The 23,324-nt window shown below is 59.2% G+C and carries 18 protein-coding genes; 8 read left to right on the forward strand and 10 right to left on the reverse strand.

The window, feature by feature from the left end; all coding sequences use genetic code 11:
* Nucleotides 1-268: 268 nt before the first annotated feature.
* The 7 genes from OKW98_RS02210 to OKW98_RS02240 all read right to left on the reverse strand — a co-directional run bounded on the left by OKW98_RS02210 (nt 269) and on the right by OKW98_RS02240 (nt 9,984).
* A complete protein-coding gene (locus tag OKW98_RS02210) occupies nt 269-700 on the reverse strand; it encodes a hypothetical protein (RefSeq protein ID WP_108121285.1) in 432 nt (143 codons plus the stop codon).
* A gap of 749 nt (nt 701-1,449) precedes the next feature.
* The gene (locus tag OKW98_RS02215) at nt 1,450-1,938 is read right to left on the reverse strand and encodes a hypothetical protein (RefSeq protein ID WP_265387798.1); all 489 of its coding nucleotides are present in this window, start codon (nt 1,936-1,938) and stop codon (nt 1,450-1,452) included.
* Nucleotides 1,935-6,668, reverse strand: a complete 4,734-nt coding sequence (locus OKW98_RS02220) for an RHS repeat-associated core domain-containing protein (RefSeq protein ID WP_265387799.1) — start codon at nt 6,666-6,668, stop codon at nt 1,935-1,937. The genes OKW98_RS02215 and OKW98_RS02220 overlap by 4 nt, the downstream gene beginning before the upstream one ends.
* A gap of 387 nt (nt 6,669-7,055) precedes the next feature.
* A complete protein-coding gene (locus OKW98_RS02225) occupies nt 7,056-7,769 on the reverse strand; it encodes a PA5502 family lipoprotein (protein ID WP_265387800.1) in 714 nt (237 codons plus the stop codon).
* A 157-nt stretch (nt 7,770-7,926) separates the two neighbouring features.
* On the reverse strand, nt 7,927-8,709 hold the full coding sequence (gene znuB / locus OKW98_RS02230) for a zinc ABC transporter permease subunit ZnuB (protein WP_172610143.1): 783 nt from the start codon (nt 8,707-8,709) through the stop codon (nt 7,927-7,929).
* Nucleotides 8,702-9,502 carry a zinc ABC transporter ATP-binding protein ZnuC gene (gene znuC, locus OKW98_RS02235; protein WP_265387801.1) on the reverse strand — a complete coding sequence of 267 codons (801 nt, stop codon included), beginning with the start codon at nt 9,500-9,502 and terminating at the stop codon, nt 8,702-8,704. The genes znuB and znuC overlap by 8 nt, the downstream gene beginning before the upstream one ends.
* Nucleotides 9,502-9,984: a Fur family transcriptional regulator gene (locus OKW98_RS02240; RefSeq protein WP_265387802.1), complete on the reverse strand. Its 483-nt coding sequence runs from the start codon at nt 9,982-9,984 to the stop codon at nt 9,502-9,504. The genes znuC and OKW98_RS02240 overlap by 1 nt, the downstream gene beginning before the upstream one ends.
* Nucleotides 9,985-10,041: 57 nt before the next feature.
* Between OKW98_RS02240 and znuA the strand changes: the two genes are divergently transcribed.
* On the forward strand, nt 10,042-10,971 hold the full coding sequence (gene znuA / locus OKW98_RS02245) for a zinc ABC transporter substrate-binding protein ZnuA (protein WP_265387803.1): 930 nt from the start codon (nt 10,042-10,044) through the stop codon (nt 10,969-10,971).
* A gap of 93 nt (nt 10,972-11,064) precedes the next feature.
* Here the strand turns inward: znuA and OKW98_RS02250 are convergent, their stop codons facing one another.
* Together OKW98_RS02250 and OKW98_RS02255 are read right to left on the reverse strand one after the other, a co-directional pair.
* Nucleotides 11,065-12,015 carry a homoserine kinase gene (locus OKW98_RS02250; protein ID WP_265387804.1) on the reverse strand — a complete coding sequence of 317 codons (951 nt, stop codon included), beginning with the start codon at nt 12,013-12,015 and terminating at the stop codon, nt 11,065-11,067.
* Nucleotides 12,016-12,049: 34 nt separating this feature from the next.
* Nucleotides 12,050-12,340 carry a DUF2782 domain-containing protein gene (locus OKW98_RS02255; RefSeq protein WP_133774125.1) on the reverse strand — a complete coding sequence of 97 codons (291 nt, stop codon included), beginning with the start codon at nt 12,338-12,340 and terminating at the stop codon, nt 12,050-12,052.
* Nucleotides 12,341-12,414: 74 nt separating this feature from the next.
* On the opposite strand from OKW98_RS02255, the gene polA reads away from it, so the two are divergent.
* Complete coding sequence (gene polA / locus OKW98_RS02260; RefSeq protein ID WP_265387805.1) at nt 12,415-15,180, forward strand: DNA polymerase I; 2,766 nt, start codon at nt 12,415-12,417, stop codon at nt 15,178-15,180.
* A 239-nt stretch (nt 15,181-15,419) separates the two neighbouring features.
* Here the strand turns inward: polA and yihA are convergent, their stop codons facing one another.
* On the reverse strand, nt 15,420-16,055 hold the full coding sequence (gene yihA / locus OKW98_RS02265) for a ribosome biogenesis GTP-binding protein YihA/YsxC (protein ID WP_065987940.1): 636 nt from the start codon (nt 16,053-16,055) through the stop codon (nt 15,420-15,422).
* Between the two features lie 231 nt (nt 16,056-16,286).
* On the opposite strand from yihA, the gene OKW98_RS02270 reads away from it, so the two are divergent.
* From OKW98_RS02270 to OKW98_RS02295, 6 genes are all read left to right on the forward strand, one after another.
* On the forward strand, nt 16,287-16,904 hold the full coding sequence (locus OKW98_RS02270) for a c-type cytochrome (RefSeq protein ID WP_265387806.1): 618 nt from the start codon (nt 16,287-16,289) through the stop codon (nt 16,902-16,904).
* A 191-nt stretch (nt 16,905-17,095) separates the two neighbouring features.
* The gene (locus OKW98_RS02275) at nt 17,096-17,737 is read left to right on the forward strand and encodes a thiol:disulfide interchange protein DsbA/DsbL (RefSeq protein WP_108121293.1); all 642 of its coding nucleotides are present in this window, start codon (nt 17,096-17,098) and stop codon (nt 17,735-17,737) included.
* A gap of 51 nt (nt 17,738-17,788) precedes the next feature.
* Entirely contained in the window at nt 17,789-18,628 is an 840-nt protein-coding gene (locus OKW98_RS02280; RefSeq protein WP_265389628.1) for an endonuclease/exonuclease/phosphatase family protein, read from the forward strand.
* A complete protein-coding gene (locus OKW98_RS02285) occupies nt 18,625-20,733 on the forward strand; it encodes a diguanylate cyclase (RefSeq protein WP_265387807.1) in 2,109 nt (702 codons plus the stop codon). The genes OKW98_RS02280 and OKW98_RS02285 overlap by 4 nt, the downstream gene beginning before the upstream one ends.
* Nucleotides 20,734-20,832: 99 nt before the next feature.
* Nucleotides 20,833-21,609 carry an N-acetylmuramoyl-L-alanine amidase gene (locus tag OKW98_RS02290; protein ID WP_265387808.1) on the forward strand — a complete coding sequence of 259 codons (777 nt, stop codon included), beginning with the start codon at nt 20,833-20,835 and terminating at the stop codon, nt 21,607-21,609.
* A gap of 91 nt (nt 21,610-21,700) precedes the next feature.
* Nucleotides 21,701-23,320 (forward strand): EAL domain-containing protein, encoded by a 1,620-nt coding sequence (locus OKW98_RS02295; RefSeq protein ID WP_265387809.1) that lies wholly within the window; start codon nt 21,701-21,703, stop codon nt 23,318-23,320.
* The last annotated feature ends 4 nt before the right edge of the window (nt 23,321-23,324 follow it).

Below are 23,324 nucleotides of genomic sequence, written 5' to 3' on the forward strand. Positions count from 1 at the left end.
CCTTTTCTTTTGATCAAAAATCGATCAGAGCTGAGCGGGTTTCAACACAATCTTCGCAGGCTCGGTCCGCTCGATTTCACGCTGCATCTGCAACTCGAAATCGGGGTTGATCTTCGTTAGGCGCTGTCAGTGCGTGACCAATCACAACGAGCCTCCTCCCACTGCGCTGCAATTAGCACGTTGAAAAAAGGCAAAGAACTCTTCTGAGACTTCAGGGCATAAGCGCAGCAAACCATAATGGTCCGCGCCTTTAACTTACTGGCTATTTTTATCGATATTCAAAATACTTTATCATCATTTCAGTTGGTAGGTTCCTGTCGACGTTCAAAGCGTGTAGCAGCTCGAGAAACCATGACAGGTTATCTCCTAGGTCCGAGCGTTTGGTCTCATCCCAGTAGAGAAGACAGATAGCAAGTCTTGCCATTAATATATTGCGGTCTCGGAATTCACGCACCGCTGCTGAATCCCCAATTATTGACCACCAAATTGAGGCTTTAGCAGCAAGTGTCTCAACAGGGATCTTGTCTTCGATGTAGTCCCTAACTAACTGCGTCGGATCGTTTTCGGGATTTGAAAAATGAATATCCAATGCGTCTAAAACGCTGACAAAGAACGTAAGCTGATGCTTAAGCGCATTAGAGTCCCCGGCAGGTCGAACTATTGAGTTGATACTATATTTTTTAAAATGTTCGAGATCCATAATTTATTTCCAAAATTACTCAAGGCGGTTGAGCGATACTGGCTGTATGAGCCGCTTTCTTTTTCCCATCCTCAGACTTTGATTAAACAGAACCGAGCTCTAGTACCTAGGGAGGCTGTCCACCTCGAATCAGCAAAAAACCCGAGGCCAGCCCTTTTAGGAAATCACAGAGAAGAAAGAGGCCGCTATTTAAAGCCTAATCCTTGGTAAAGAACTCAATTAGAAGCGGGGGGATTCCGGGAATGACTTTCTTCAAGTAGACCAAGTAGAGATATACCGCTGTTGGCTCAGTTGAGTCTCCTTCTTCCCATTCCTCTTGAGTTCCATAGCAGACGATTACACACCTAGCAAGATTTGAAAGGGCGGCGTTTGGTCCACATTGCTGGTCGTGCAAAACCCAAAGTTCATGCATCAGTTTTATTATTGCTGGGTCGCGTCGATCTATTTTTCGACAAGCGACCGCTTTTTTAGATGAGGAACAAGATTTGGCGTTCGCTCGTCAAAAACAGAGCTAAAGGGGTCCGTCCCCTTAAACTGTCCCCTTAAACTAGATGTTCAATCATCTGAAATCCCGTCCCTTATCCCAAGCCGGTTCATAACATGTAAACAGAAGTCGCAAAATGGCAATGGCTTACCATAGCTGAAGGGGTCCGCCCCCTTTAACTTCGTTACCAGGCTGTTAGTGGATGCTCTAGAGTTAAAGGGGGGGCGTCACGTCTGGCTGCTCGCCTATGCCCGTATTGGTTGCATCAAAGCTGATGGGGCTCGCCCAGTTCAACCCTCGAATTTAAGAGCTTTCTAAAGAAAATCATATATCGCTGCGAAATCTGCGGACGGCACCTTATCAAGCTAAACAGGTAATAGTCTAAAGGTGTAGGTTCGCCGGAGTCCATCTCTAGCCAGCCTTCCTCTGTTCCAAAGCACATAATCACGCATCTTGCCAGCTTGGAACTAGCTGCGTCGCTCTCCGTTCTTAGCTCTTCGATCTCCCACAATTCAGAGATCAGCGTTTTCATCATGCAATCTTCTTTATTTATTCTTTCGTGCGCCGCCGCCACATTAAGACAAGAAACAACTTTCTCCATTATTCCCTCAGGAATGTCGCTAAAGCTGCCATCACTTATCAGCTGGAGTAAAAACTTAGCGTAATGACGCCTCAAACCATCTATCGACACTCCCTGTAAAACCAGTGCTTCTTCAAGAATATCAATCTCTTGGGCAAGTTGATCACTTATCATTGTAAAACTCCGTCTTTGATACCGAGAGCTCCCATCACTTGGGAACAGGAAGGACAAAAAGGCATCGGTTTGCCATCGTTGCGTACGGTCGTAAAGGTGGCACCTTCAACTAGTTGCTGTAACTGGGGAACGCTCTGCGCGTCGTGATTGCGCGCGATCTTGCTAAGTAGGTCAGCTTCTCCGCAGTCCCCATGAAACAACTCAGTACGTTTGTCGGACGGAACCGAAGCGTAGAGGTCCCTCACAACGGGGTGCTCTGCGCCAGCGCCACCGGCTCGCTTGCTGTAACCAACCTCCGGTATTGGGATTGGCCCGTCGTCACCGGTGGAGCGAGTGCCTCTGTTATTTGGTGTAATCCCCTTTAGACGGGCAAGTCCCAGCGGGTCGATCCAATCCGTCGGATTCGGTACGTATTGATAGAGGTTTAGCCCACCACTGTAGCCAATCGGATCCCTGCTGATGAATCGCCCGACCCTCGAATCATAGTACCGATGCCGGTTGTAGTGCAGGCCGGTTTCGTGGTCGTGGTACTGCCCCTGGAATCGGATCGGGTTGGTCAGGCCGACTTGTTGGGCGAACTCTGAGCGCTGTTCTTGCGCCTCGCCCCACGCTTTGTATTGGGCGGTCCAGGCGGTGTTGCCGTTTTGGTCGGTGATTTCCTGGGGCGTGCCGAGGTGGTCGCACTGGTACCAGGCGAGTGCGTCAATCGGCAGCGCGACTGGCTTGTAGGTCCAGAGCGGATCTTCTTTGAAGTTGTAGCGGCCCTGATAGGTCGGTTGGCTTACCAAGCGGATCGTTTCGTGGCGGATGGCTTGGGCCACCGGGACGAAGGCGCCGGGTTCGTGGATGTAGTGGACGGTGCGGCCGAGGGCTCCGGCGTATGGCGGGGGGCTGCTTTCCCAGGCGAGGTTGTCTCCGTCCCAGCCGTAGAGGGTGAAGCCGCAGCCGAGCTCGCGCTCTTTGCGGGCGTGTTCGTTTTCGTTCCAGCCTGTGCCGGCTTCGGGACGTGGCCTGTAGTGCGCTTTCGAGAATTTGTAGAGGCGGCGTCCGAGGGGGTCGTAGCCGAAGTCGACGGTCAGGCGCGGATCGCGGAAGTGAACCAAGCGATCGAATAGATCCCAGTGCAGTTCGCTGCGCAGGCCGTTGGTCCAGCGTTCGGTCTGGTTGCCGCGTTCGTCGTATTCGTAGTGGTTGCCGGCGTAGTCGCGCAGCAGGTTGTCGATCAGTTTGTGGCGGACAGGCTCCCGATCTAACGGGCGGCGGACGGGCGCGGCGGTGTCGTCGAGCAGGTTGCTGGCCGGGTCGAAGGCGAAGGTTTCCAAGCCCTGGCGGCTGGTGGCGCTAAGGAGGCGGCTGACCGGGTCGTATTTATAAGCTAGGACCCCACGACGGCTGTCGTTGATGTCGGTGAGCTGGCCAGCAGCATCGTAGGTGTAGGAGCGTTTGATCAGGGTGGTTTTGTCGTCTGCTCGGCCCAGTAGTTGTTCTTGGAGGCGCCCCGCCGGGTCCCATTGCTGGGTTTGTAGCAGGTTATTGCCTTGATGCCGGCTGATTTCGCGGTGCAGATCATCGCGTTCATAGCTGAGCAGTTCATGCTCATCGAGCTTCAGGCCGAGCAGATGACCGCTGCCGTAGGTGAGCCAACTGACGCGGTGTCCATCCGGGCGAACAGTGGCGACGCGGTTATTCAGCGCGTCGTACTCGTGCTGCCAAACGGCAACCAGTGGCTTGTCCAGATTCGAGTAATGCTGGTGCTCGCGCAGCAGATTGCCGGCCGGGTCGTGAAACCATTGCAGCTTGCTGACGGCGTTGGTCGCCATGACCAGATGGCCATTGCCGTCGTAGGCAAAGGTTTCGCTCTGGGACTGTTCGCCGAGGGTGGCGCGGCGTTCGGTCAGGCGGCCCATCGGGTCGAAGGTCAATGCGATCGTGCGTTGGCCGTTGAGGGTTTGGGCAAGGCGCCCCGTCTCGGGATCGTACTGATAGCGGGTCGAGCGATTGTCGAAGCCGCGCTCTTCCAGCAGGCGCCCAACCGGGTCGTAGTGAAAATGCGCGCTGCGTTCGTTTTCGTTTTCCAGCGCGACGAGGCGGCCGAGTTTGTCCCATCGATAACGCAGGGTTTGCTCGGCGGCGTCGACGCGTTCGGCGATGAAGCCTGCAGCGGTGTAGCGCCAAGTGGTGCAGCGCTCCAAACCATCGGAGTGAGCTAGCAGTCGTCCTTCTGCATCGCGGCTGAAGCGTTCTTCGGTCTTGTCCGGGTGCTTGATCAGCACTAACTGGCCTAACTTGTACTCGTAGGTCGTGCTGGGCCCGGCCGGATCGGTAAAGCGGATCATCTGGCCGCGCTCGTCGTATTCCCAGATGCTGACCTTGCCCGAGCAGTCGGTGTACTTAACGAGTTGTCCGGCGTCGTTGTAGGCCAGCTCCTTCGTATTGCCGTTGGCGTCCTTGACCGCTGTAGGAAGACCGAAGCCGTTGTAGGCGTATTCGGTAACGTTCTCTAGCGGGTCGATCACCTCGATCAGATTTCCGCGAAGGTCGTAGTTCCGTTTCCACAACCCGCCCTCGCCATCGCTGATCTTGATCAGGTGGCTTTTGTCGTCGTACGCGTAATTCATCACGCTGTGATCAGCGCGAGTGTGCTCGGTGAGATTGCTGAGCTTGTCGTAACGATACCGGTCGGTACTGCCGTCGGTGTGTACGTGGCGAATGATGTTCTTCGCCGCATCGCGGAAGAACCACTCGGAACGCCCATCGGCATGACAGATGCGATAGGTGTAGCCGAGGCTGTCGTAGTAATGCCGGATTTGGTGACCGAGCGCATCGGTGACGTAGGTGAGACGGATGTTTTCATCCCACGCCAGCCGGGTATCAAAACTGCCGTCGTCAGCCCATTCTCGGATGGCTTTCGCGTCGGGGCCGGATCCCTGCCACTGCAGGTTCAGCCCACGATGGGTACGGTCGGTGTAGCGAGTAATTAGGTGGTTTTGATACTGGTAGTGCCAGGCAGCGCCGTTTTCGTCCTGAGCCAGAACAAGATCGCCAGCATAATCGTACTGATACGCGCACAGTTGGCGTTTGACGTCGCCATCACGAACTTCCCACAGGCCGGTCAGACGGCCCTGATCATCAATCAAAGTGCCCAAGCGCAAGTGGACTTTACTGGCGTCCTTTTCCCGATAAGTGACCAACTCAGAGAGCACCAACTGCCCATCATGGCGATGCTCATAATGGAGCATGACCCCGGCTGCATTGGGCAAAACCTTGTTGATCAGAACAAAGCGCTGTCCCCGCCGAACATAGGTTTCCCTATGCTCAAGCCCTCGCATCAGCAACAGCCGATCCTTGCTGAGTCGAATAACGGTCAGATTTTCGATGGCATTGAAATGGAACAGCTTGACCTTGGGCAGAGGGAATTCATGGCTGCGGCCATCGGCGTCATGGAAGACCAGACCGTCGCCGACGAGATCAAAGCGTGTAGTAAACGGCGTGATCCACCGCGCACCAATGACATCCTCATCGAACGCATCCAGACTGGAACAGTAAGTGCGCGTCCACTCAATCGGAAACGGCCCCGGCAGACTGAAATCGGTATGGCTGACCGACTCCGAGCCCGTCGCAAAGCTGATGCTCCTCGCCGTCGACCCGCAGGCACATTCACAAGGACACGCACACTTGCAGTTCTTCCGCTTGTTCGCCCGGCCCTTTGCAGGCTTCTCGAACTGAACAGTCTCCAGCTTGCCTTCACCCGCCTGGCGCTTGGCCTTATTAACCACCCCGGGCTTGATGTTGAAAGCCTGCCCATGGCCATTGCGCGACCGCCAGCTGACGACCGCACCCTCCAAAGTAACCAGCAACGCCGCGATAGAATGCTGAGCTTCGGGATTACCCAACCCTGTGATCTGCGTGCGAAGCTGAGGAGCCAGATCACGCAATAACTTGGCCTGCCTGCCCACCTCTTTTTTAACCGCTTCAGGCACGAGGTATTCAGCAGCACCATTCACCGCACCCTTACCCGCAGCAACACAAATATCTGCAGCCGCGACGAAGATATTGCCAATCGCGGCCTGAGGGTCGTAGGCCCAAAGATCGCCTGCGGCATGAGCCAACTGCCCCGCCTCAAGCAAATCGGCCTTGGCGTTCAGTTTTGGGTCTACCAAGCTCTCCAAGCCAGCAGCGATCTGATGCAGTACGCCTTCACCCAGGCTCCCCGCATCCTCAAGAATCCCGGGAAGCTTCCCGTGCGCCTGAGTCACAAAGTCATCAAGGGTCCCGACGATGGTGGCATTAAGGTGCCCGATCAGAATCTCGATCAGTGCATCGCCCAGCACCATCTTGCCGGCCTGCCGCATCTCCTGACGCACCAGAAACAGCATTGGCCGGAGGCTCATCCGCGCCGCCGCCATGCCCGGCGGAATCGGCACCATCCCAATCAGGTTGATGCCCAAACTGACCCAGTCCAGCGGGTCTCGCTCCGAGCTTGTAGAAAGCCGAACGATGTCATTCAGCGCATCGACCAGCGCCATGATATTGCCCACCACCGGCAGCCCGCCGGCTACGGCTTTGATCCGCTCAAGCGTGACAACCCCGCCGCTGATCTCCTGCAGCCAGGCATCAACATTCGCCGCACCAAGACCAACGTCTTCAACCTGAATTTGATCAAGCGGAACAATCGCGACCTGAGGTTCGCGTTTATCGCCACCAACGGGAAGATTTAAGGGGGTTGCCAAGGATGCTCTCCGTGCTCAAAAAACCATCGGAAAAGGCGTGAATGCCAATCCGGGGGCTACGGAGATATCAAGGCTTGTGCCAGTTATGAATTAGCCGAGAAAAATCAATAGTTTAAGAAGAAAAATGACGGGTTTTAGCGAACGCCAACCCTAATAACAAAGAGAAAGTGCGCAAGAAGTTGCGCACCCCTGCGCAACTTCTTGCGCACTCGTCTGCAGGCCACAGAAGACGTGGCTTACAGCGCAGAAAGCACCCTGGAACTCACAATCGACTGCGCAACTTCTTGCGCAGTCGATCCCGCGACTTTCCCGTGGGAAGGGAGGCAAGCAAGCGCAAAAAAGGCGTTACCCGCGAGGGCAACGCCTTTTCTTTTGATCAAAAACCGATCAGGGCTGAGCGGGTTTCAACACGATCTTCGCAGGCTCAGTGCGCTCGATTTCACGCTGCAGCTGCAACTCGAAATCCGGGTTGATCTTCGTCACGCGCTTGGTCAGCAATGTCGCCAGCCAAGGGTAGTCGTCCGTGCGCGGCACCTGCACAGTGACGTCGCAATTGAAGGCTGTGACGTCTTCAGCGATGTCACTCAACTGACGGCGCAGCTGCTTCATGTCGCTGAGCTTCAATTCAATGGTCGTGCTCTCGGCACTCGGGTCGATCACCTTGGCCTTGCGTTTGGCTTCAGCAGCGCGCAGATCCGCTTCCGCCTTCTCCAGCTCCGCTTTACGAGCGTGGGCGATGGCACCGTTTACGCCACTGGTCAGCGCCGGGGCTTTAGGCATCAAGGCGCGGGCGCGGCTGAGCGCGGTGGCCGCGGCGTTCATGTCGCCCTTTTGCAGGACGATCTGGCTGCGACTCAGGTACGCCTCAGCCAGCTGACGCTGGTATTGCTCGAGTCGGGGATCGTCCGGGGATTTGCTTTGCAGCGCGGCCAATTGATCCTCGGCGGTCGCCAGCTCGCTGCTGGCGATGTTCTGTTCCAGCTGCTGATACGCATCGGGCGGCGCAACAGGCGCGGGTTGCTCGATGGGCTTGCTTTGGCAAGCGCTCAACAGGACGGAAAATGCAGCAAGCAGCAGATAACGGGATGCGAACGGCTTCATTCCTGCGATTCTCTATTTGCGCAAAAAACGAGCAAGTCTACACACAACTGACTTGCACCGAAAATAACTGATCACTATCGGTGGGCGCGCAAGGAGTCATTGCACATTGCCGCCATTGGATTATTGCGGAGTATGACTCAACCCGCCAGCCAAGGTTCTACCGCTTGGGCAAAAGGAAGCTGAGCAGAAACAGCGCCGCCGCCGAGACCACGATAGACGGGCCTGCCGGGGTGTCCTTGAACCAGGACAGCGCCAGACCCGCGCACACCGCAATGACGCCAATGATGCTCGCCCCCAGGGCCATTTGCTCCGGCGAACGGGCGTGACGTTGTGCCGCAGCGGCGGGAATGATCAGCAGCGAGGTAATCAGCAACACGCCGACGATTTTCATGGCCACCGCGATGACCACGGCAATCAGCAGCATCAACGTCATGCGCAGCGTTGCCACCGGCAGACCTTCGACCGTCGCGAGCTCTTCATGAACAGTGATCGCCAGCAGCGGCCGCCACAGCGCACAGATCAGCACCAGCACCAACGCACTGCCCGCGAGAATCCAGGCCAGATCGTTCGGGCTGATGGCCAGCAGGTCGCCGAACAGATAGCCCATCAGGTCGATGCGCACATCGCGCATGAAGCTCAACACCACCAGCCCGAGGGACAAGGTACTTGGCGCCAGAATGCCCAGCAACGTGTCAGAGGCCAGCGGTTGGCGCTGCTGCAGAGTCACCAGCAAGACCGCCAGCAGCAGGCAGCCCACGGTCACGGCGATCGTCGGGCTGATGTCCAGCAAAAAGCCCAGCGCCACGCCGAGCAACGCGGCATGTGACAGCGTATCGCCAAAATAAGCCATGCGCCGCCACACCACGAAAGACCCCAGAGGGCCTGCGACTACCGCTAACGCGAGGCCTGCGAGCAAGGCGTAAAGAAGAAAATCAGCCATGCTTGCAGCTGTCCCCGTGGTCGTGATTGTGGGTATGGACGTGATCGTGGATGGGCACGGGTTGGCAGACTTCGCCATGCAGATCGTGCGCGTGATCGTGACGATGGTGATAGATCGCCAGGCTCGGCGCGTTCAGGCCGAACAGCTCGACGAACGCGGGATCGTTACTGACCTGCTCGGGGTGGCCGGAGCAGCACACGTGGCGATTGAGACAGACCACTTGATCGGTGGTGCTCATGACCAGATGCAGGTCATGGGAAACCATCAGCACGCCACATTGATGCCGGTTGCGCAGCTGAGTGATCAGCGCGTACAGCTCGGCCTGCCCGGCGACATCAACGCCTTGCACCGGCTCGTCGAGCACCAGCAGCTCCGGCTTGCGCAACAGCGCTCGCGCCAGCAGCACGCGCTGCATCTCGCCACCGGAAATCCCTTGCAGCGGGCTGTCGATGACCTTCTCAGCGCCGACCTCGATCAGCGCCGCCCGCGCGGTATCGCGATCAACGCCGGGGACCAGGCGCAGGAAACGCAAGACCGACAGCGGCAGCGTGGCGTCGATGTGCAGCTTCTGCGGCATGTAACCTACGCGCAGTTTCGGCTTGCGCCAGATTTCGCCCGAATCAGCCGTGAGCAGCCCCAGAACGGCGCGCACCAAGGTGGTCTTGCCCGCGCCGTTGGGGCCGATCAGGGTGACGATCTCGCCCGAACTGACGCTCAGCTGGATGTTTTCCAGCACGCTCTGGCCTGCGCGCGTCACGCTGACGTCCTTCAGGCGGATCAGTGCATCGCTCATCAGGCGGCCTTGCACCCGGCACACACACCGACGACTTCGACGGTCTGGCCTTCGACATCAAAACCCACCTCGTTGGCCGCGTCGACGATGGCCGAGCTGATGCTGCCGTGCTGCAACTCGATGGCAGCGTGGCACTCGCGGCAGATCAGGAACTGGCCCTGATGCGCGTGGGTCGGGTGGTTGCAGCCGGCGAAGGCGTTCAGCGACGCGATGCGGTGCACCAGGCCGTTTTCCAGCAGGAAGTCCAGCGCGCGGTACACCGTAGGCGGTGCGGCGCGACGGCCGTCTTCTTCGCTGAGCACGGCGAGGATGTCGTAGGCGCCCAGCGGCTTGTGGCTCTGCCAGACCAGCTCCAGCACGCGACGACGCAGGGCCGTCAGCCGCAAGCCTTTGCCCGCGCACAGCGTGTCGGCTTCAGTGAGTGCACTGTGCACGCAGTGGGAGTGATCGTGGGGGCGACTGGCCAGGGGTGTTTTAGACATGAGCGGCGACGGCCTTTGAGAGAGACGTTATTATGTTACCCGTTCCTGCCCCCATGAGTGGTTATCGTGTCCCGACTTTTTTTACTTTTTGTCGTATTTATCAGCGGTTTTTCAACCATCACTGCCGCCGAAGCCAGCGTCCGCGTACTCACCAGCATCAAGCCGCTGCAGCTGATCGCCGCGGCTGTGCAGGACGGAATCGCGGTGCCGGAAGTCCTGCTTCCGCCAGGCGCATCCCCTCATAACTATGCGCTGCGCCCGTCCGACGTACGGCGCGTGCAGCAAGCCGATTTGCTCTACTGGATTGGCCCGGACATGGAGACCTTCCTGCCTCGCGTGCTGTCCGGGCGCAGCAAAGCGTCGGTGCCGGTCGAGTCGTTGCCGGGCATGCACCTGCGCCATTTCACCGCCAGCACCGAGCACCACGATGATGACGAAGATGAGCATGATCACGATCACCGGCCGGGCAGCGTCGATGCGCATTTGTGGCTGTCGTCAGTCAATGCGAGGGTGATTGCGGCAAAGATGGCCGCTGACTTGAGTCAGGCCGATCCGGCCAATGCGGCGCGCTATGAGAGCAATGTGAAGGCCTTCGACGCGCGCCTTGACGCGCTGGACGCTCAAATCAAACAGCGGGTCGCCGGCATTTCAGGCAAGCAGTATTTCGTGTTCCACGAGGCGTTTGATTATTTCGAAGAGGCTTACGGGCTCAAGCATGCGGGCGTATTTGCCGTCAGCAGCGAGGTTCAGCCCGGTGCCCAGCACGTTGCCGCCATGCGCGCACGACTGACGGAGTTCGGCAAGACCTGCGTGTTCAGCGAGCCACCCCTCCGCCCGCGTCTGGCCGACACGCTCAGTGCCGGTTTGCCGGTCAAACTGGCTGAACTGGACGGATTGGGTGGCTACACACCTGCCACAGCCCAAGGTTACGAGCAATTGCTAAGCAAACTGGCGGATGATCTGGCGGGGTGTCTGGAGAGTCTTTAACTCCTGCGCCAACGCCTTCGCGAGCAAGCTCACTCCTACAGTTGAAACACGGTCCCTGTGGGAGTGAGCTTGCTCACGAAGCTTTTATGAGGTCTACAACGCAAACGGCAACGGAATATGCGTCTCCTGACGCTGTTCCAGGCGTTTACGGAATTCGTCCGGGTCATGGATCAACACGTCCTGCCCGGCGAAGCTTTCGGCGGCGATCAGGCGTGACAGCCAGAAGCGCACGCAACCGACACGCAGCATTGTCGACCACAGCTCGGCTTCGGCGGCGGTAAACGGCCTAAGCGCGGCGTAGGCACCCAGAAACGCCCGGGCTCGCGGCGCATCAATGGTGCCGTTCTCAAACGAGCACCAGTCATTCACGGCAATTGCCACGTCGTACAGCATCGGGCCGGAACAGGCGTTGTAGAAGTCGATCACCCCCGTCAGGTGGGTGCCTTCAAACAGCGTGTTATCGCGAAACAGATCGGCGTGCAGATTGGCCCGCGGCAGCGCCATGATGGCCGCCTTGCGATGCTGGATTTCCTCGACAGCTTTGGTCAGCAGCGCGCCCTGCGCGTCGTCCAGGTGAGAGATGAAATTACCGCCCTCCTCCAGCATCCAGTCCAGACCACGGTCGGTTTTGCGTTCGATGGTCTGGCTGCGAGTGGCCATGTGCATGTGCGCCATGAACTCGCCAATCTGCACGCAATGCTGGGTGTTGGGCTGGGCCGGATGCTTGCCGGACAGACGCGGTTGAAGCAGCGCCGGTTTGCCTTTCAGCTCGCGCAAGGCCAGACCGTCAGTGGTGCGCAGCGCGTAGGGCACGGGCAGGTTGGCGTCGTGGAGAACATCCAGCAGCTCGATAAAGAACGGCATTTCCTGAACCGGACCGCGCTCGACCAGAGTCAGCACGAATTCACCCTGCTCCAGGCTGATGAAGAAATTGGTGTTTTCACTTCCAGCGGCAATGCCCTGAAAATCACGCAGGGCGCCAAGCCCGTACGGGGCGAGAAAAGCTTCCAGCTCGGGCCGAGCCAGGGGAGTAAAAACGGACATAGAAGACTGCCAGCAAAAGAGTGAATGTAGGGCGTTACCAGCTGAATAGTACCCATTGAGGTATCAGCATGTCCGGTTGATCCGAACGTATGAATTGACCACTTGTGCCGTCGGCGCGCACCAGATAATAAGGCTTGCCGTGTTTGGGCGTGATCTTCACCGCGTAGACGAATCCGTTCGCGCGGTACTCCTTGATGAAGCCGTCGCTGTCCTGACGAATCGTCACATCAGGCTCCGCCGAGGGCGCTTCGTCATCCGCTGCGACCGCCAGCCACGGACAGGCAAGCAACCCGCCGAGCAGTAACAGGCGATTCAGCGCGCGCATGATAACCTTGTGCCTTTGTCGTCAACGGTCCGCGCATTCTAGCGCCGACCCCGCCGAAAAGGTTGATCTTGCACATGAGTCTTGCGCCCCTCGTCCTGGTGGACGGTTCTTCTTATCTCTACCGCGCGTTCCATGCGCTGCCGCCGCTCATGACCTCCAAAGGCCTGCCCACCGGTGCGGTCAAGGGCGTGCTGAACATGCTCAAAAGCCTGCGCAGGCAATATCCCGAAAGCCCGTTTGCCGTGGTTTTCGACGCCAAGGGCGGAACGTTCCGCGACGCGCTGTACGGCGAATACAAAGCCAACCGCCCAAGCATGCCGGACGACATGCGCGTGCAGATCGACTTCCTGCACAACTGCGTGCGAGGCCTCGGCTACCCGCTGTTGTGCGTCGAAGGCGTGGAGGCTGATGACGTGATCGGCACATTGGCACGCAGCAGCGCGGCCGCTGATCGTCCGGTGGTCATCTCCACCGGTGACAAGGACATGGCGCAGTTGGTCGATGGCCACATCACGCTGGTCAATACCATGACCGGCAGTGTGCTGGACGTCGCCGGCGTGAAAGAAAAGTTTGGCGTCGGCCCGGAACACATCATCGATTACCTAGCGCTGATGGGCGACAAAGTCGACAACATCCCCGGCGTGCCCGGCGTTGGCGAGAAAACCGCCGCGGGCCTGCTGGTGGGCATCAACGGTGGCCTGAAAGAGCTTTACGCAAACCTCGACAAACTGGCAGCGCTGCCGCTTCGGGGCGCTAAATCCCTGCCGGCCAAGCTCGAAGAGCACAAGGAAATGGCCTTCCTGTCCTACGAGCTGGCGACCATCAAGATCGACGTGCCGCTGGACATCGAGCTCGACGCCCTGCACTGCGGTGAGCCTGATCGTGAAGCGCTGATGGCGCTGTACACCGAGCTGGAATTCAAGAGCTGGATTACCGATTTGCAGCGTGACGCCCGCCAGGAAGGCGCGGAAGTTGTCCCTGCTGCCGAGCCAGCGCCGATCATCGAGGCCACGTACGAACTCATTCTTGAGCAAACCCAATTCGACGACTGGCTGAAGAAGCTCAACGCCGCGCAGTTGTTCGCCTTCGTGGTGCAGAGCAATGGCACCGACGCCCAGCGCGCGCAGATTGTGGGTCTGTCCTTTGCGATCAAGACTCACGAAGCCTGTTACATCCCGCTGACCCATTCCTATATGGGCGTGCAGCAGCAACTGGATCGCGACGCGGTATTGAAAGCGCTCAAGCCCATGCTGGAGGACGCGAGCAAAATCAAGGTCGGCCAGCACGCCAAGTTTGCGATCAACCTGCTGGCCAACTGCGCCATTGCTGGTGACCAGAGCCAGGGCATCGACGTGCAGGGCGTCAAGTTTGACACGATGCTCGAATCCTACGTGCTCGACTCCACCGCGACGCGTCATGACCGTGACAGCCTTGTTGCCAAGTACCTGGATCACACACCGGTCAATTTCCAGGACATCGCGGGCAAAGGCGCAAAACAGCTGAGTTTCGACCAGATCGCGCTGGAGCAGGCCGGCACCTATGCGGCTGAAGAGGCCGACTTGACGCTGCGCTTGCACGAGGTGTTGCAGGACAGACTGGCCAAGACGCCGAGTCTGGCGCCGGTGCTGAACGACATCGAAATGCCGCTCATGCCCGTATTGGCCCGCATCGAGCGTCAAGGCGCACTGGTCGATGCCAAACTGCTGGGCAATCAGAGTGTCGAGCTGGGCAACAAAATGACCGAGCTTGAGCGCGAAGCGTTCGCTATCGCCGGTGAAGAATTCAATCTCGGCTCGCCCAAGCAGCTCGGGGTGATTCTCTACGAAAAGCTCGGCATGCCGATCATCAGCAAGACCGCCACCGGCCAGCCGTCCACGGCAGAAGCGGTGCTCGCCGAACTGGCCGAGCAGGAATATCCGCTGCCGAAGGTGCTGATGCAGTACCGCTCGATGAGCAAGCTGAAAAGCACGTACACCGATCGCCTGCCGGAGCAGATCAACCCGCGCACCGGGCGAATCCACACTTCCTACCATCAGGCGGTGGCGGTGACTGGGCGTCTGTCCTCCAGTGACCCGAACCTGCAGAACATTCCCATCCGGACCGCCGAGGGTCGTCGCATTCGTCAGGCGTTTGTCGCTCCCAAAGGCTACAAGCTGCTGGCGGCGGACTACTCGCAAATCGAACTGCGGATCATGGCGCATCTGGCCAAGGACGAAGGCTTGTTGCACGCCTTCCGCAACGACCTGGACGTCCACCGTGCAACGGCGGGCGAGGTGTTCGGTGTCGAACTGCCGGACGTGACCAACGACATGCGCCGCAGCGCCAAGGCGATCAACTTCGGTTTGATCTACGGCATGAGCGCGTTCGGGCTGGCCAAGCAGATTGGTGTTGATCGCAAGCAATCCCAGGCGTATGTGGACCGCTATTTCGCGCGCTATCCGGGCGTGCTCGATTACATGGAGCGCACCCGTGCTCAGGCGGCGGAACAAGGGTACGTCGAGACCATTTTCGGTCGTCGCCTGTACCTGCCGGACATCAACGCGAAGAATCAGGCGTTGCGCAAAGGCGCCGAACGCATGGCGATCAACGCACCGATGCAAGGCACGGCGGCTGACATCATCAAGCGGGCGATGGTGGCGGTGAACGGCTGGCTGGACGCGTCAGGTCTGGATGCTCGCGTCATCTTGCAGGTTCACGATGAACTGGTGCTGGAAGTGCGTGAGGATCTGGTCGAGCAGATCAGCAAGGACATCCGCGTGCACATGAGCGGCGCGGCCGATCTGGATGTTCCGCTGTTGGTCGAAGTGGGTGTGGGGAATAACTGGGACGAGGCGCATTGATACTGCCTTGTTGTTTCGATTCTGCTCGGAGTCGGAACCGCGCCATCCATTAAATTTCCGCCGTTTTTGAACTTCGGCGGACAAACCCCGGTCTGATTTTGCGAATGGCTGACGTAGCCATTCATGCTCCTATGTTGTGTTAAGTGTTGGCAGATATCCGGACCCCTTCCGAGAGGTCTGGACTTGGACCCCGAACTTCCCCTCCCCACATGAAGTCCGGGGTTTTTTTTGCCTGCGATTCAGGCCGCCGGTGCCTTGTCTTCCAGTTCCATCCAGTCCGCCAGCACGGTGTAAGCCTCTTCCAGGCCCATGCGCTTGGGTGCCGAGAACAGCTGGATGGTGATGGCGTCACCCCAACCGCGATGTATTTCCGACTGGACCTTGAGCAGCGTGTTTTTCGCCGCGCCGAAGGTCAGCTTGTCGGCTTTGGTCAGCAGAATGTGCATCGGCATGCCGCTGGCGATGGCCCAGTCGAGCATCAGTAGGTCGAAGTCAGTCATCGGGTGGCGGATGTCCATCATCAGGATCAACCCCTTCAGACTTTCACGGCCGCCCAGATAGGCCTCGAGGTGGCGTTGCCAGTGCAGCTTGAGCGGAATAGGCACCTTCGCGTAACCGTAGCCGGGCAAGTCGACCAGACGGCGGTCGTCATCCAGGCTGAAGAAGTTCAGTAGCTGGGTACGGCCGGGGGTTTTCGACGTACGCGCCAGGCTGGCGTGAGTCAGCGTATTCAGCGCGCTCGATTTGCCAGCGTTGGAGCGGCCGGCGAACGCGACTTCAAAGCCTTCGTCGTCCGGGCATTGGTCGACTTTGGCAGCGCTGAGCATGAACTTGGCTTGTTGGCACAGGCCGAGAATTGGGTTTTTGAGTTGCATGGGATATCCGGTGAGGGCGTTGCGGCGTGCGCGGCAACGAGGTGTCTTTTTCCGTTCAATGGGCGCGAGTATATAATGCCGCAGATTTCATGTGTGCCTTGTCCGACCCCCGCAAGGGTATTGCCTAGGCGAAACCCACGTGGCGCGTAGCCTCATACGTACCAAACAGGCCGCTCCCCCTCAGGACAGTGAGTTCTGAAGACGGCACTTTCAGCCGCATCGGATCAGCCCATGAACGCATTTTTTTCGAGCCTGCTATTGATCCTGAGCCTGAACGGCGTCGTGCAGGCCGCTGAATCGCCAGTGGGCGATCCGGTCGCCGGCCAAGCGAAAACAGCGGTCTGCGGCGCTTGCCATGGGCCTGACGGCAACAGCCTGGTGCCCATATTCCCGAAGCTCGCCGGCCAGGGTGAGCGCTATCTGCTCAAGCAAATGCACGACATCAAAGACGGGAAGCGGGTCGTGATGGAGATGACCGGTCTGCTCAACCCGCTCACGGATCAGGACCTGGCCGACATCGCCGCCTACTACGCCGGTCAGAAAGGCAGCGTGGGCGCTGCTGATCCTAATCTGGTCGCCGGTGGCGAAGCATTGTTTCGCGGCGGCAAGCTCGATCAGGGCATACCGGCCTGCACCGGCTGCCATTCACCAAACGGCGCAGGCCTTGCTGCGGCAGGCTTTCCACACGTGGGCGGGCAGCACGCCGATTACATCAAGAAACAGCTCACAGCGTTCCGCGAAGGTGAGCGCACCAATGACGGCGACACCCTGGTCATGCGCACCATCGCTGCGAAGCTGAGCAATTCCGATATCGACGCGCTGGCAGCGTACATTCAAGGGCTGCATTGAGCTTTAGGCGCGAGGTCTCCACTGACACGGTTGGTAAAACAAATGGGCGCCAGACCTGCCCGGACGGGCCAAACAGGGTAGCGAACGGCTGCCCTTTTTTATGGCCGCAGGCGTTACACTTGCGAACTCATATCACCTCGGCCGGTCGAACTGCGGCCACCGAAGTGACCTTCCATGCCCAGGAGTTAAGCATGCGTAATCTGATTCTCAGCGCCGCTCTGATTTTTACCAGCCTGTTCGGTCTGACCGCTCAAGCAGCAGAGCCCATCGAAGCCGGCAAGCAATACGTCGAGCTGAAAAGCGCTGTCCCTGTTTCCGAGCCAGGCAAGATCGAAGTCGTCGAAATGTTCTGGTACGGCTGCCCGCACTGTTACGCCTTCGAGCCGGTCATCAATCCATGGGTCGAAAAACTTCCCGCTGACGTCCACTTCATCCGCGTTCCCGCCATGTTTGGCGGCCCTTGGGATGCTCACGGCCAGCTATTCATTACCCTCGACACCATGGGCGTGGAGAAAAAAGTCCACACCGCTGTCTTCGACGCGATTCAGAAAGGCGGCAAGCGTCTGACCGACCCGAACGACATGGCCGAGTTCGTTGCCACCCAGGGCGTCGACAAGACCAAGTTCCTCGAAACTTTCAACTCGTTCGCCGTGAAGGGCAAGATCGCCCAATACAAGGAACTGGCCAAGAAGTACGAAATCACGGGCGTTCCGACCATGATCGTCAACGGCAAGTACCGCTTTGATCTCGGCACCGCCGGTGGTCCCGAGCAGGCGCTGCAAGTGGCCGATCAGCTGATCGCCAAAGAACGCGCGACGCTGACCGCCAAGTAAGGGCTGACCATGGCGCGCTGGGGAACTACTGAACGGGTCGTTGCCCGGCACATGCCGAAGGTCAACGAGCATCATCTTCACGAAACAGGCTTGCCGGCTGACGGTCGGCTTCGCCTGCTCAGTTTCAATATCCAGGTCGGCAACAGCACCGAACGCTACCGGCACTACCTGACCCGGGGTTGGCAGCATCTGCTGCCCCATAACGGTCGAGCCGGTAACCTGCAGAAGATCGGCGATCTGCTGCGTGACTACGATCTGGTCGCGTTGCAGGAGGCCGATGGCGGCAGCATGCGTTCGGGCTACATCAATCAGGTCGAACACCTCGCCCAGCTCGGTTCGTTTCCGTACTGGCACCAGCAACTCAATCGCAACCTCGGGCGGCTCGCTCAGCACAGCAACGGCGTGCTGAGCCGCCTGCGCCCGTGGGACATCGAAGACCATCCGCTGCCAGGCCCTGCCGGGCGTGGCGCCATTCTCGTTCGTTTCGGCGAAGGTCCCGATGCGCTGGTCGTGGTGGTCATGCACCTGGCACTGGGCGCGCGGACCCGCACGCGGCAGCTCGCGTACATTCGCGAACTGATTGGCGGCTATCGCCATCAGATACTGATGGGCGACATGAACACCCACGCCAACGACCTGCTGCAAAACTCGCCACTGCGCGATCTTGGCCTGCTTGCGCCGCAGATCGAGGCGACGTTTCCGAGCTGGCGGCCGCAGCGCTGCCTGGACCACATTCTTCTGAGCCCGACCCTGACCCTTGAAAAAGTGCAGGTGCTGGCGCAGCCCATTTCCGATCATCTGCCCGTCGCGGTGGAGATTCGCTTGCCGGCCTCATTAATCGGTGACTCGCTGCCGATAACAAGCACATCTCCTCGCGGACCTGTGGAATGACCGACGAAGCGCAGCGCTGGAAAGAAAAGTACCTCAAGGGCATCGAGCAGCAAGACAAACTGGAGCGGCGCTGGAATGCGCGGCTCGACTTGCTGCGTCGAGGCCTTGTGCGCAGCAGCCTGGCGGCCGAAGGTGCCGACAAGGCCGTAGATGAGTGCATGAAGGAAATGCGCGAGATCGTTCGCAAGGACGACATGGACGCAGGCCTGGCCGCCTTGATTCCGCGCCTCGAAAAGGCGGTGCTGGACTCCGAACAGCGTCGCGAGCAGCGCGTCGAGCAAATGGGCACGGCGTTGACGTCATTGGTCGCGCAGTTGCAGGCGTTGCCGTTGCCGAAGGACGTCAGCAAGCCGCTCAAGCGATTTGCCAAAAGTCTGGAAGATCGCATCACCCAAGCCCGTGAGCTGCCGCTGATATTGAGTGAGTTGAGCGGTCTCCAGGGACAAGCGCTGTCACAGATCGAACACCCGGATGAGGCGTCCCGTCCGGGTTTTCTGCAGCGATTGTTCGGCAGTCACCGTGAGGTTGGCGGCGAGGGTGAGGAGCCGGCTGAGTTTCCACGCGCGGCCCCCGAACCCGTCAGATCCACGCCGCCAGCCTCTGACGATGCGTCGCAGTCATCGGTCGTGGTGTCGCAAGCTGCTCCAGAAAATACGGCACTTGAGGCTGAGCTGCGCAGCGCTGTCATCACGGTTACTCAGCCAGTTACCAAAGAGCCGGAGCCCTCCATCCCGGAGCCTCACCCGGAAGTGGCAGTCGAGCCGGTCACACCCGAGCCCGAGCCCGATCGGGCTGCCACGACTGACGAAGAGCCCGAGGCATCGCCCCAAACCGCTGACCTCCCGCAGCCCTCCGCCGATGAGGCCCCATACGACGAAGCAGCCGAGCGGGTAGCTGAAGAGCCCTCCCCGGATCCGGAAGAGCCCGAAGACCCCGTCGAGGCCAGCGTTGTTGCCGACGATAGCGAAATCGTCGCTGAAGACGAAGAGCCAGACGATACCGCCGCCGCCGCCGCCGAAGAAGACGGCCCCTACGCGCTGCCCTCCTCGCCCGAGCCGAGTTACAGCTCCGTCGCTGCCCACATCGAAGAAACGCTGCTGGGCCTGCTCGACGAACTGACGCTGCCAGAACACCATCGTCCACAAGCCGAAGCCATGCGTGCCCGGCTTGAACATGGGCTTAACTGGTACGAATTGCTGCCGATCCTCGACGATCTTGCTGTGCTGATGCTCGCCATCACCGACAGCGGCCAGCATGAATTCGAGGCCTACCTCAAACAGCTCAACGAGCGCCTGGAGTCGTTTCAGAGCGGCTTGCTGGCTGCCAGCGAAGACCATGCCGATCAGCAATCGGCGTCGCGGCAGCTGGACCATCAATTGCGCGAGCACGTCGATGACCTGCAAACCAGCGTTCAGCAAGCGGCCGATCTGGACAGCTTGAAGCACGTGCTGGAGAGCCGCCTCGAAGGCCTGATTGGCACCATGGATCATCATCAGCAGCAACGCGATCAGCGCGAGCAGGAAGTCGCCACCCGCCTGCAAGCACTCTCCAGCCGCGTGGCCACGATGGAGCAGGAAGCGCTGGGTTTCCGGGTTCACCTGGAAGAGCAACGGCAGAAGGCGCTTATCGACACGCTGACAGGCTTGCCGAACCGCGCGGCGTGGAACGAACGACTGGAGCATGAGATCGACCAGTTGCAGAGGAAACGCTCAAGCCTGCTGCTCGGCATTCTCGACCTGGACCACTTCAAGCGCATCAACGACGGTTACGGCCATCTGGCAGGCGACAAGGTCTTGAAGATCATCGCCGGTCAGTTGAGAAAGCGGTTGCGGGCTTCGGACTTCATTGCGCGTTTTGGCGGGGAAGAATTCGTGATCCTCCTGCCAACCACGCCGATGGATGAAGGGTTGGCGCTGTTGGAGCGTCTGCGCGAGGGCATCGAACAGTGCCCGTTTCACTTCAAGGGCGAGCGGGTGACGGTCACGGTGTCCATGGGCATCACGTTGTTCACTCCGGGTGAGCGCAGCGATGTTGTACTCAAACGTGCGGATGAGGCGCTATACCGCGCCAAGCATGAGGGGCGCAACCGGATCGAGCAGGGCTGAACGGTTCGTCTGGTTAGCTATGGGGGCACGATGCATTTTTGAATGCGCTGCCGACGTTACGTTACACTGTTGCATTATTTGCCCACACGTCGTGCCGCCATGAAGTCTATTTACGCCCTAATTCTGCTGTTGCTGCTGACCGCTTGCAGCAGCGGTCCGAAAATCGACACCAGCCACCCTTCCGTCAATTTCGACAGCCGCGTGCAGTTTGTGGTGGTTCATTACACTTCTGCCTCCCTTGAGCGTTCGTTGGCATTGCTGACCCACGGTGAGGTCAGCGCGCATTACCTGATCGGCGACGGTCCAGCCACCACCTACAAGTTGGTCGACGAATCCCAGCGCGCGTGGCATGCCGGTGAAAGCGAATGGGACGGGCGCACCTGGCTCAACTCAAGCAGCATTGGCATCGAGATAGTCAATCCGGGCTACCGCGACACGCCTACCGGCCGGCTCTGGTATCCCTACAGCGAGGCGCAGATTCAAGCGCTGATCGTGCTGCTTAAAGACATCGTCAAACGCAATCACATCGAACCGCGCCATGTCATTGGCCACAGTGACATTGCACCCCTGCGCAAGCTCGATCCGGGGCCGTTGTTCCCGTGGAAGCGGCTCGCCCAGGAAGGGTTGGGAATCTGGCCGGATGAGCAGCAGGTCGCACAGCGTCAGACTCAGCTGATGGGCGTCGTGCCGAATATCGTGTGGTTCCAGCAGCAATTGGCGCTGCTGGGTTACCCGACGCCGCAGACCGGAGAGCTGGACATCGCAACACGTCACACCCTGGCGGCCTTCCAGATGCATTACCGACCACAAAAATTTGACGGTGAACCGGATCTACAAAGTGCGGCTATGCTGCAAGTACTTAACTTCAGGCACTAAATTCCCCTGGTTGTCGGTATTTCCGGGCTATTTCTGCGCTTGTTGCTATACCTCAGTGGTTATGCAAATCCCACCCTCTGGATGACTGTCGATGTTCACGGCGACGCCGCGACTGCGCTCTTTCCTTTACCGTCCCTGGCTTCTGGCATTACTGGCCGCGCTGTTAAGCGCGGCGGTCTTGCTGGCGGGCAGCTTCGGGCTGGCGATGCATCAGGCCCGGCAGGAAGAACGTGCGCAAATGAATGCACAGGGCGAGCGCTTTCTGGTGCGGCTGGAGCAATTGTTCGGCCAGTTGAGGGCCGGGCTCGATCAGCTTGAAGCGCAGCCGTCCCGCGGCTGCAGCCCCGAGATGATCGAGCAACTGCGTCAGGTGAACTCGCGCTACCGCTTTATCTACGAAGTGGCGTACGTCAGCGAAAGCCAGTTCTGCTCCAGCTGGACGCGTCAAAGCCTGATCGGCAAGCCCAGGCCGCCGGACATTCGCGGCCCCACCTACGATTACTGGCTCAACACCTCCACCCAGCCCGACGATAACCTGGCTTCACTGATGCTCGGGCGCGGGGAGTTTCGTGTTTCTACCTCCCGCGGTCACCTGACGGATGTCGTCGACCTGCCGGCGGGCGGCAGTCTGGTGGTGGTGCTCGATCGCGGGTCCAAAGCAGTTCCGGTGCTAGGCCCGCCTCAGACATGGCCGCCCACCCCCGACTGGTCGCCGACCTCAACCGAAACGCTGATGACCACCCAGGACAAACTCGTCTACCGGATGCCGACCCAGAGCCCGGAATATCAACTGGTCCTGATTACGCCGCGCAGTGCCTTGCAACAGAAGGTCACCGGGGCGTGGTGGCTGCTGGTCCCGGCCAGCCTGTTGATTTCGTTGTTCATTGGCATTCTTGTGCTGCAACTGGTCCGTCAGCGTCAGTCGCTGGGCGGCGAGCTGCACGGGGCGCTACGGCGGGGCGAGTTGAAGGTTTTGTATCAGCCGATTTTTGACCTCAACACGCGGCTGTGCGTGGGCGCTGAGGCCCTGGTGCGCTGGCGACGACCGGACGGCACGCTGACCAGCCCTGACCTCTTTATCCCGCTCGCGGAGAACACCGGGCAGATCCGACAGATCACCGACTTCGTGCTTCAGCAGCTGCTTGAGCAACTGGGGCATTTGTTGCGCGCCAATCCGCACCTGTACGTGTCGGTCAATCTGGCCGCTTGCGATGTCATGGCCCCGCGCATTGGTCGAGTGACGGCAAAGCTGCTGGCGTTGCACCGAGTGGCGCCTCGGCAGATTGCATTCGAGGTCACCGAGCGCGGCCTGGTCGATGTCGTGGTCGCGCGCAATCATCTTCAAGCGCTGCGCGATCGGGGGCATCAGGTGTTGATCGATGACTTTGGCACCGGTTATTGCAGCCTGGCTTACCTGCAGACGTTGCCCGTGGACTGTCTGAAAATCGACAAGGCCTTTATTGACGCCCTCGGTCACGATGCGGCGAGCAGTGGTGTGGCGCCGCACATCATTCGCATGGCCCATGCGCTGCAGTTGCGGGTGATCGCTGAAGGCATCGAGTTTGAATCGCAGGCAACGCTGCTGAAAAGCGAAGGGGTGATTTACGGCCAGGGCTGGCTCTTCGCCCGGCCCCTGAGCGCGACCAAGTTCAGTGAGCTGGTGACCGGCGGCAGACGCAGCGGCGGGCGGCGTGCGGATGATGTGGCGTAGCGCA

It is taken from the genome of Pseudomonas sp. KU26590 (assembly GCF_026153515.1).
GTDB lineage: Bacteria > Pseudomonadota > Gammaproteobacteria > Pseudomonadales > Pseudomonadaceae > Aquipseudomonas.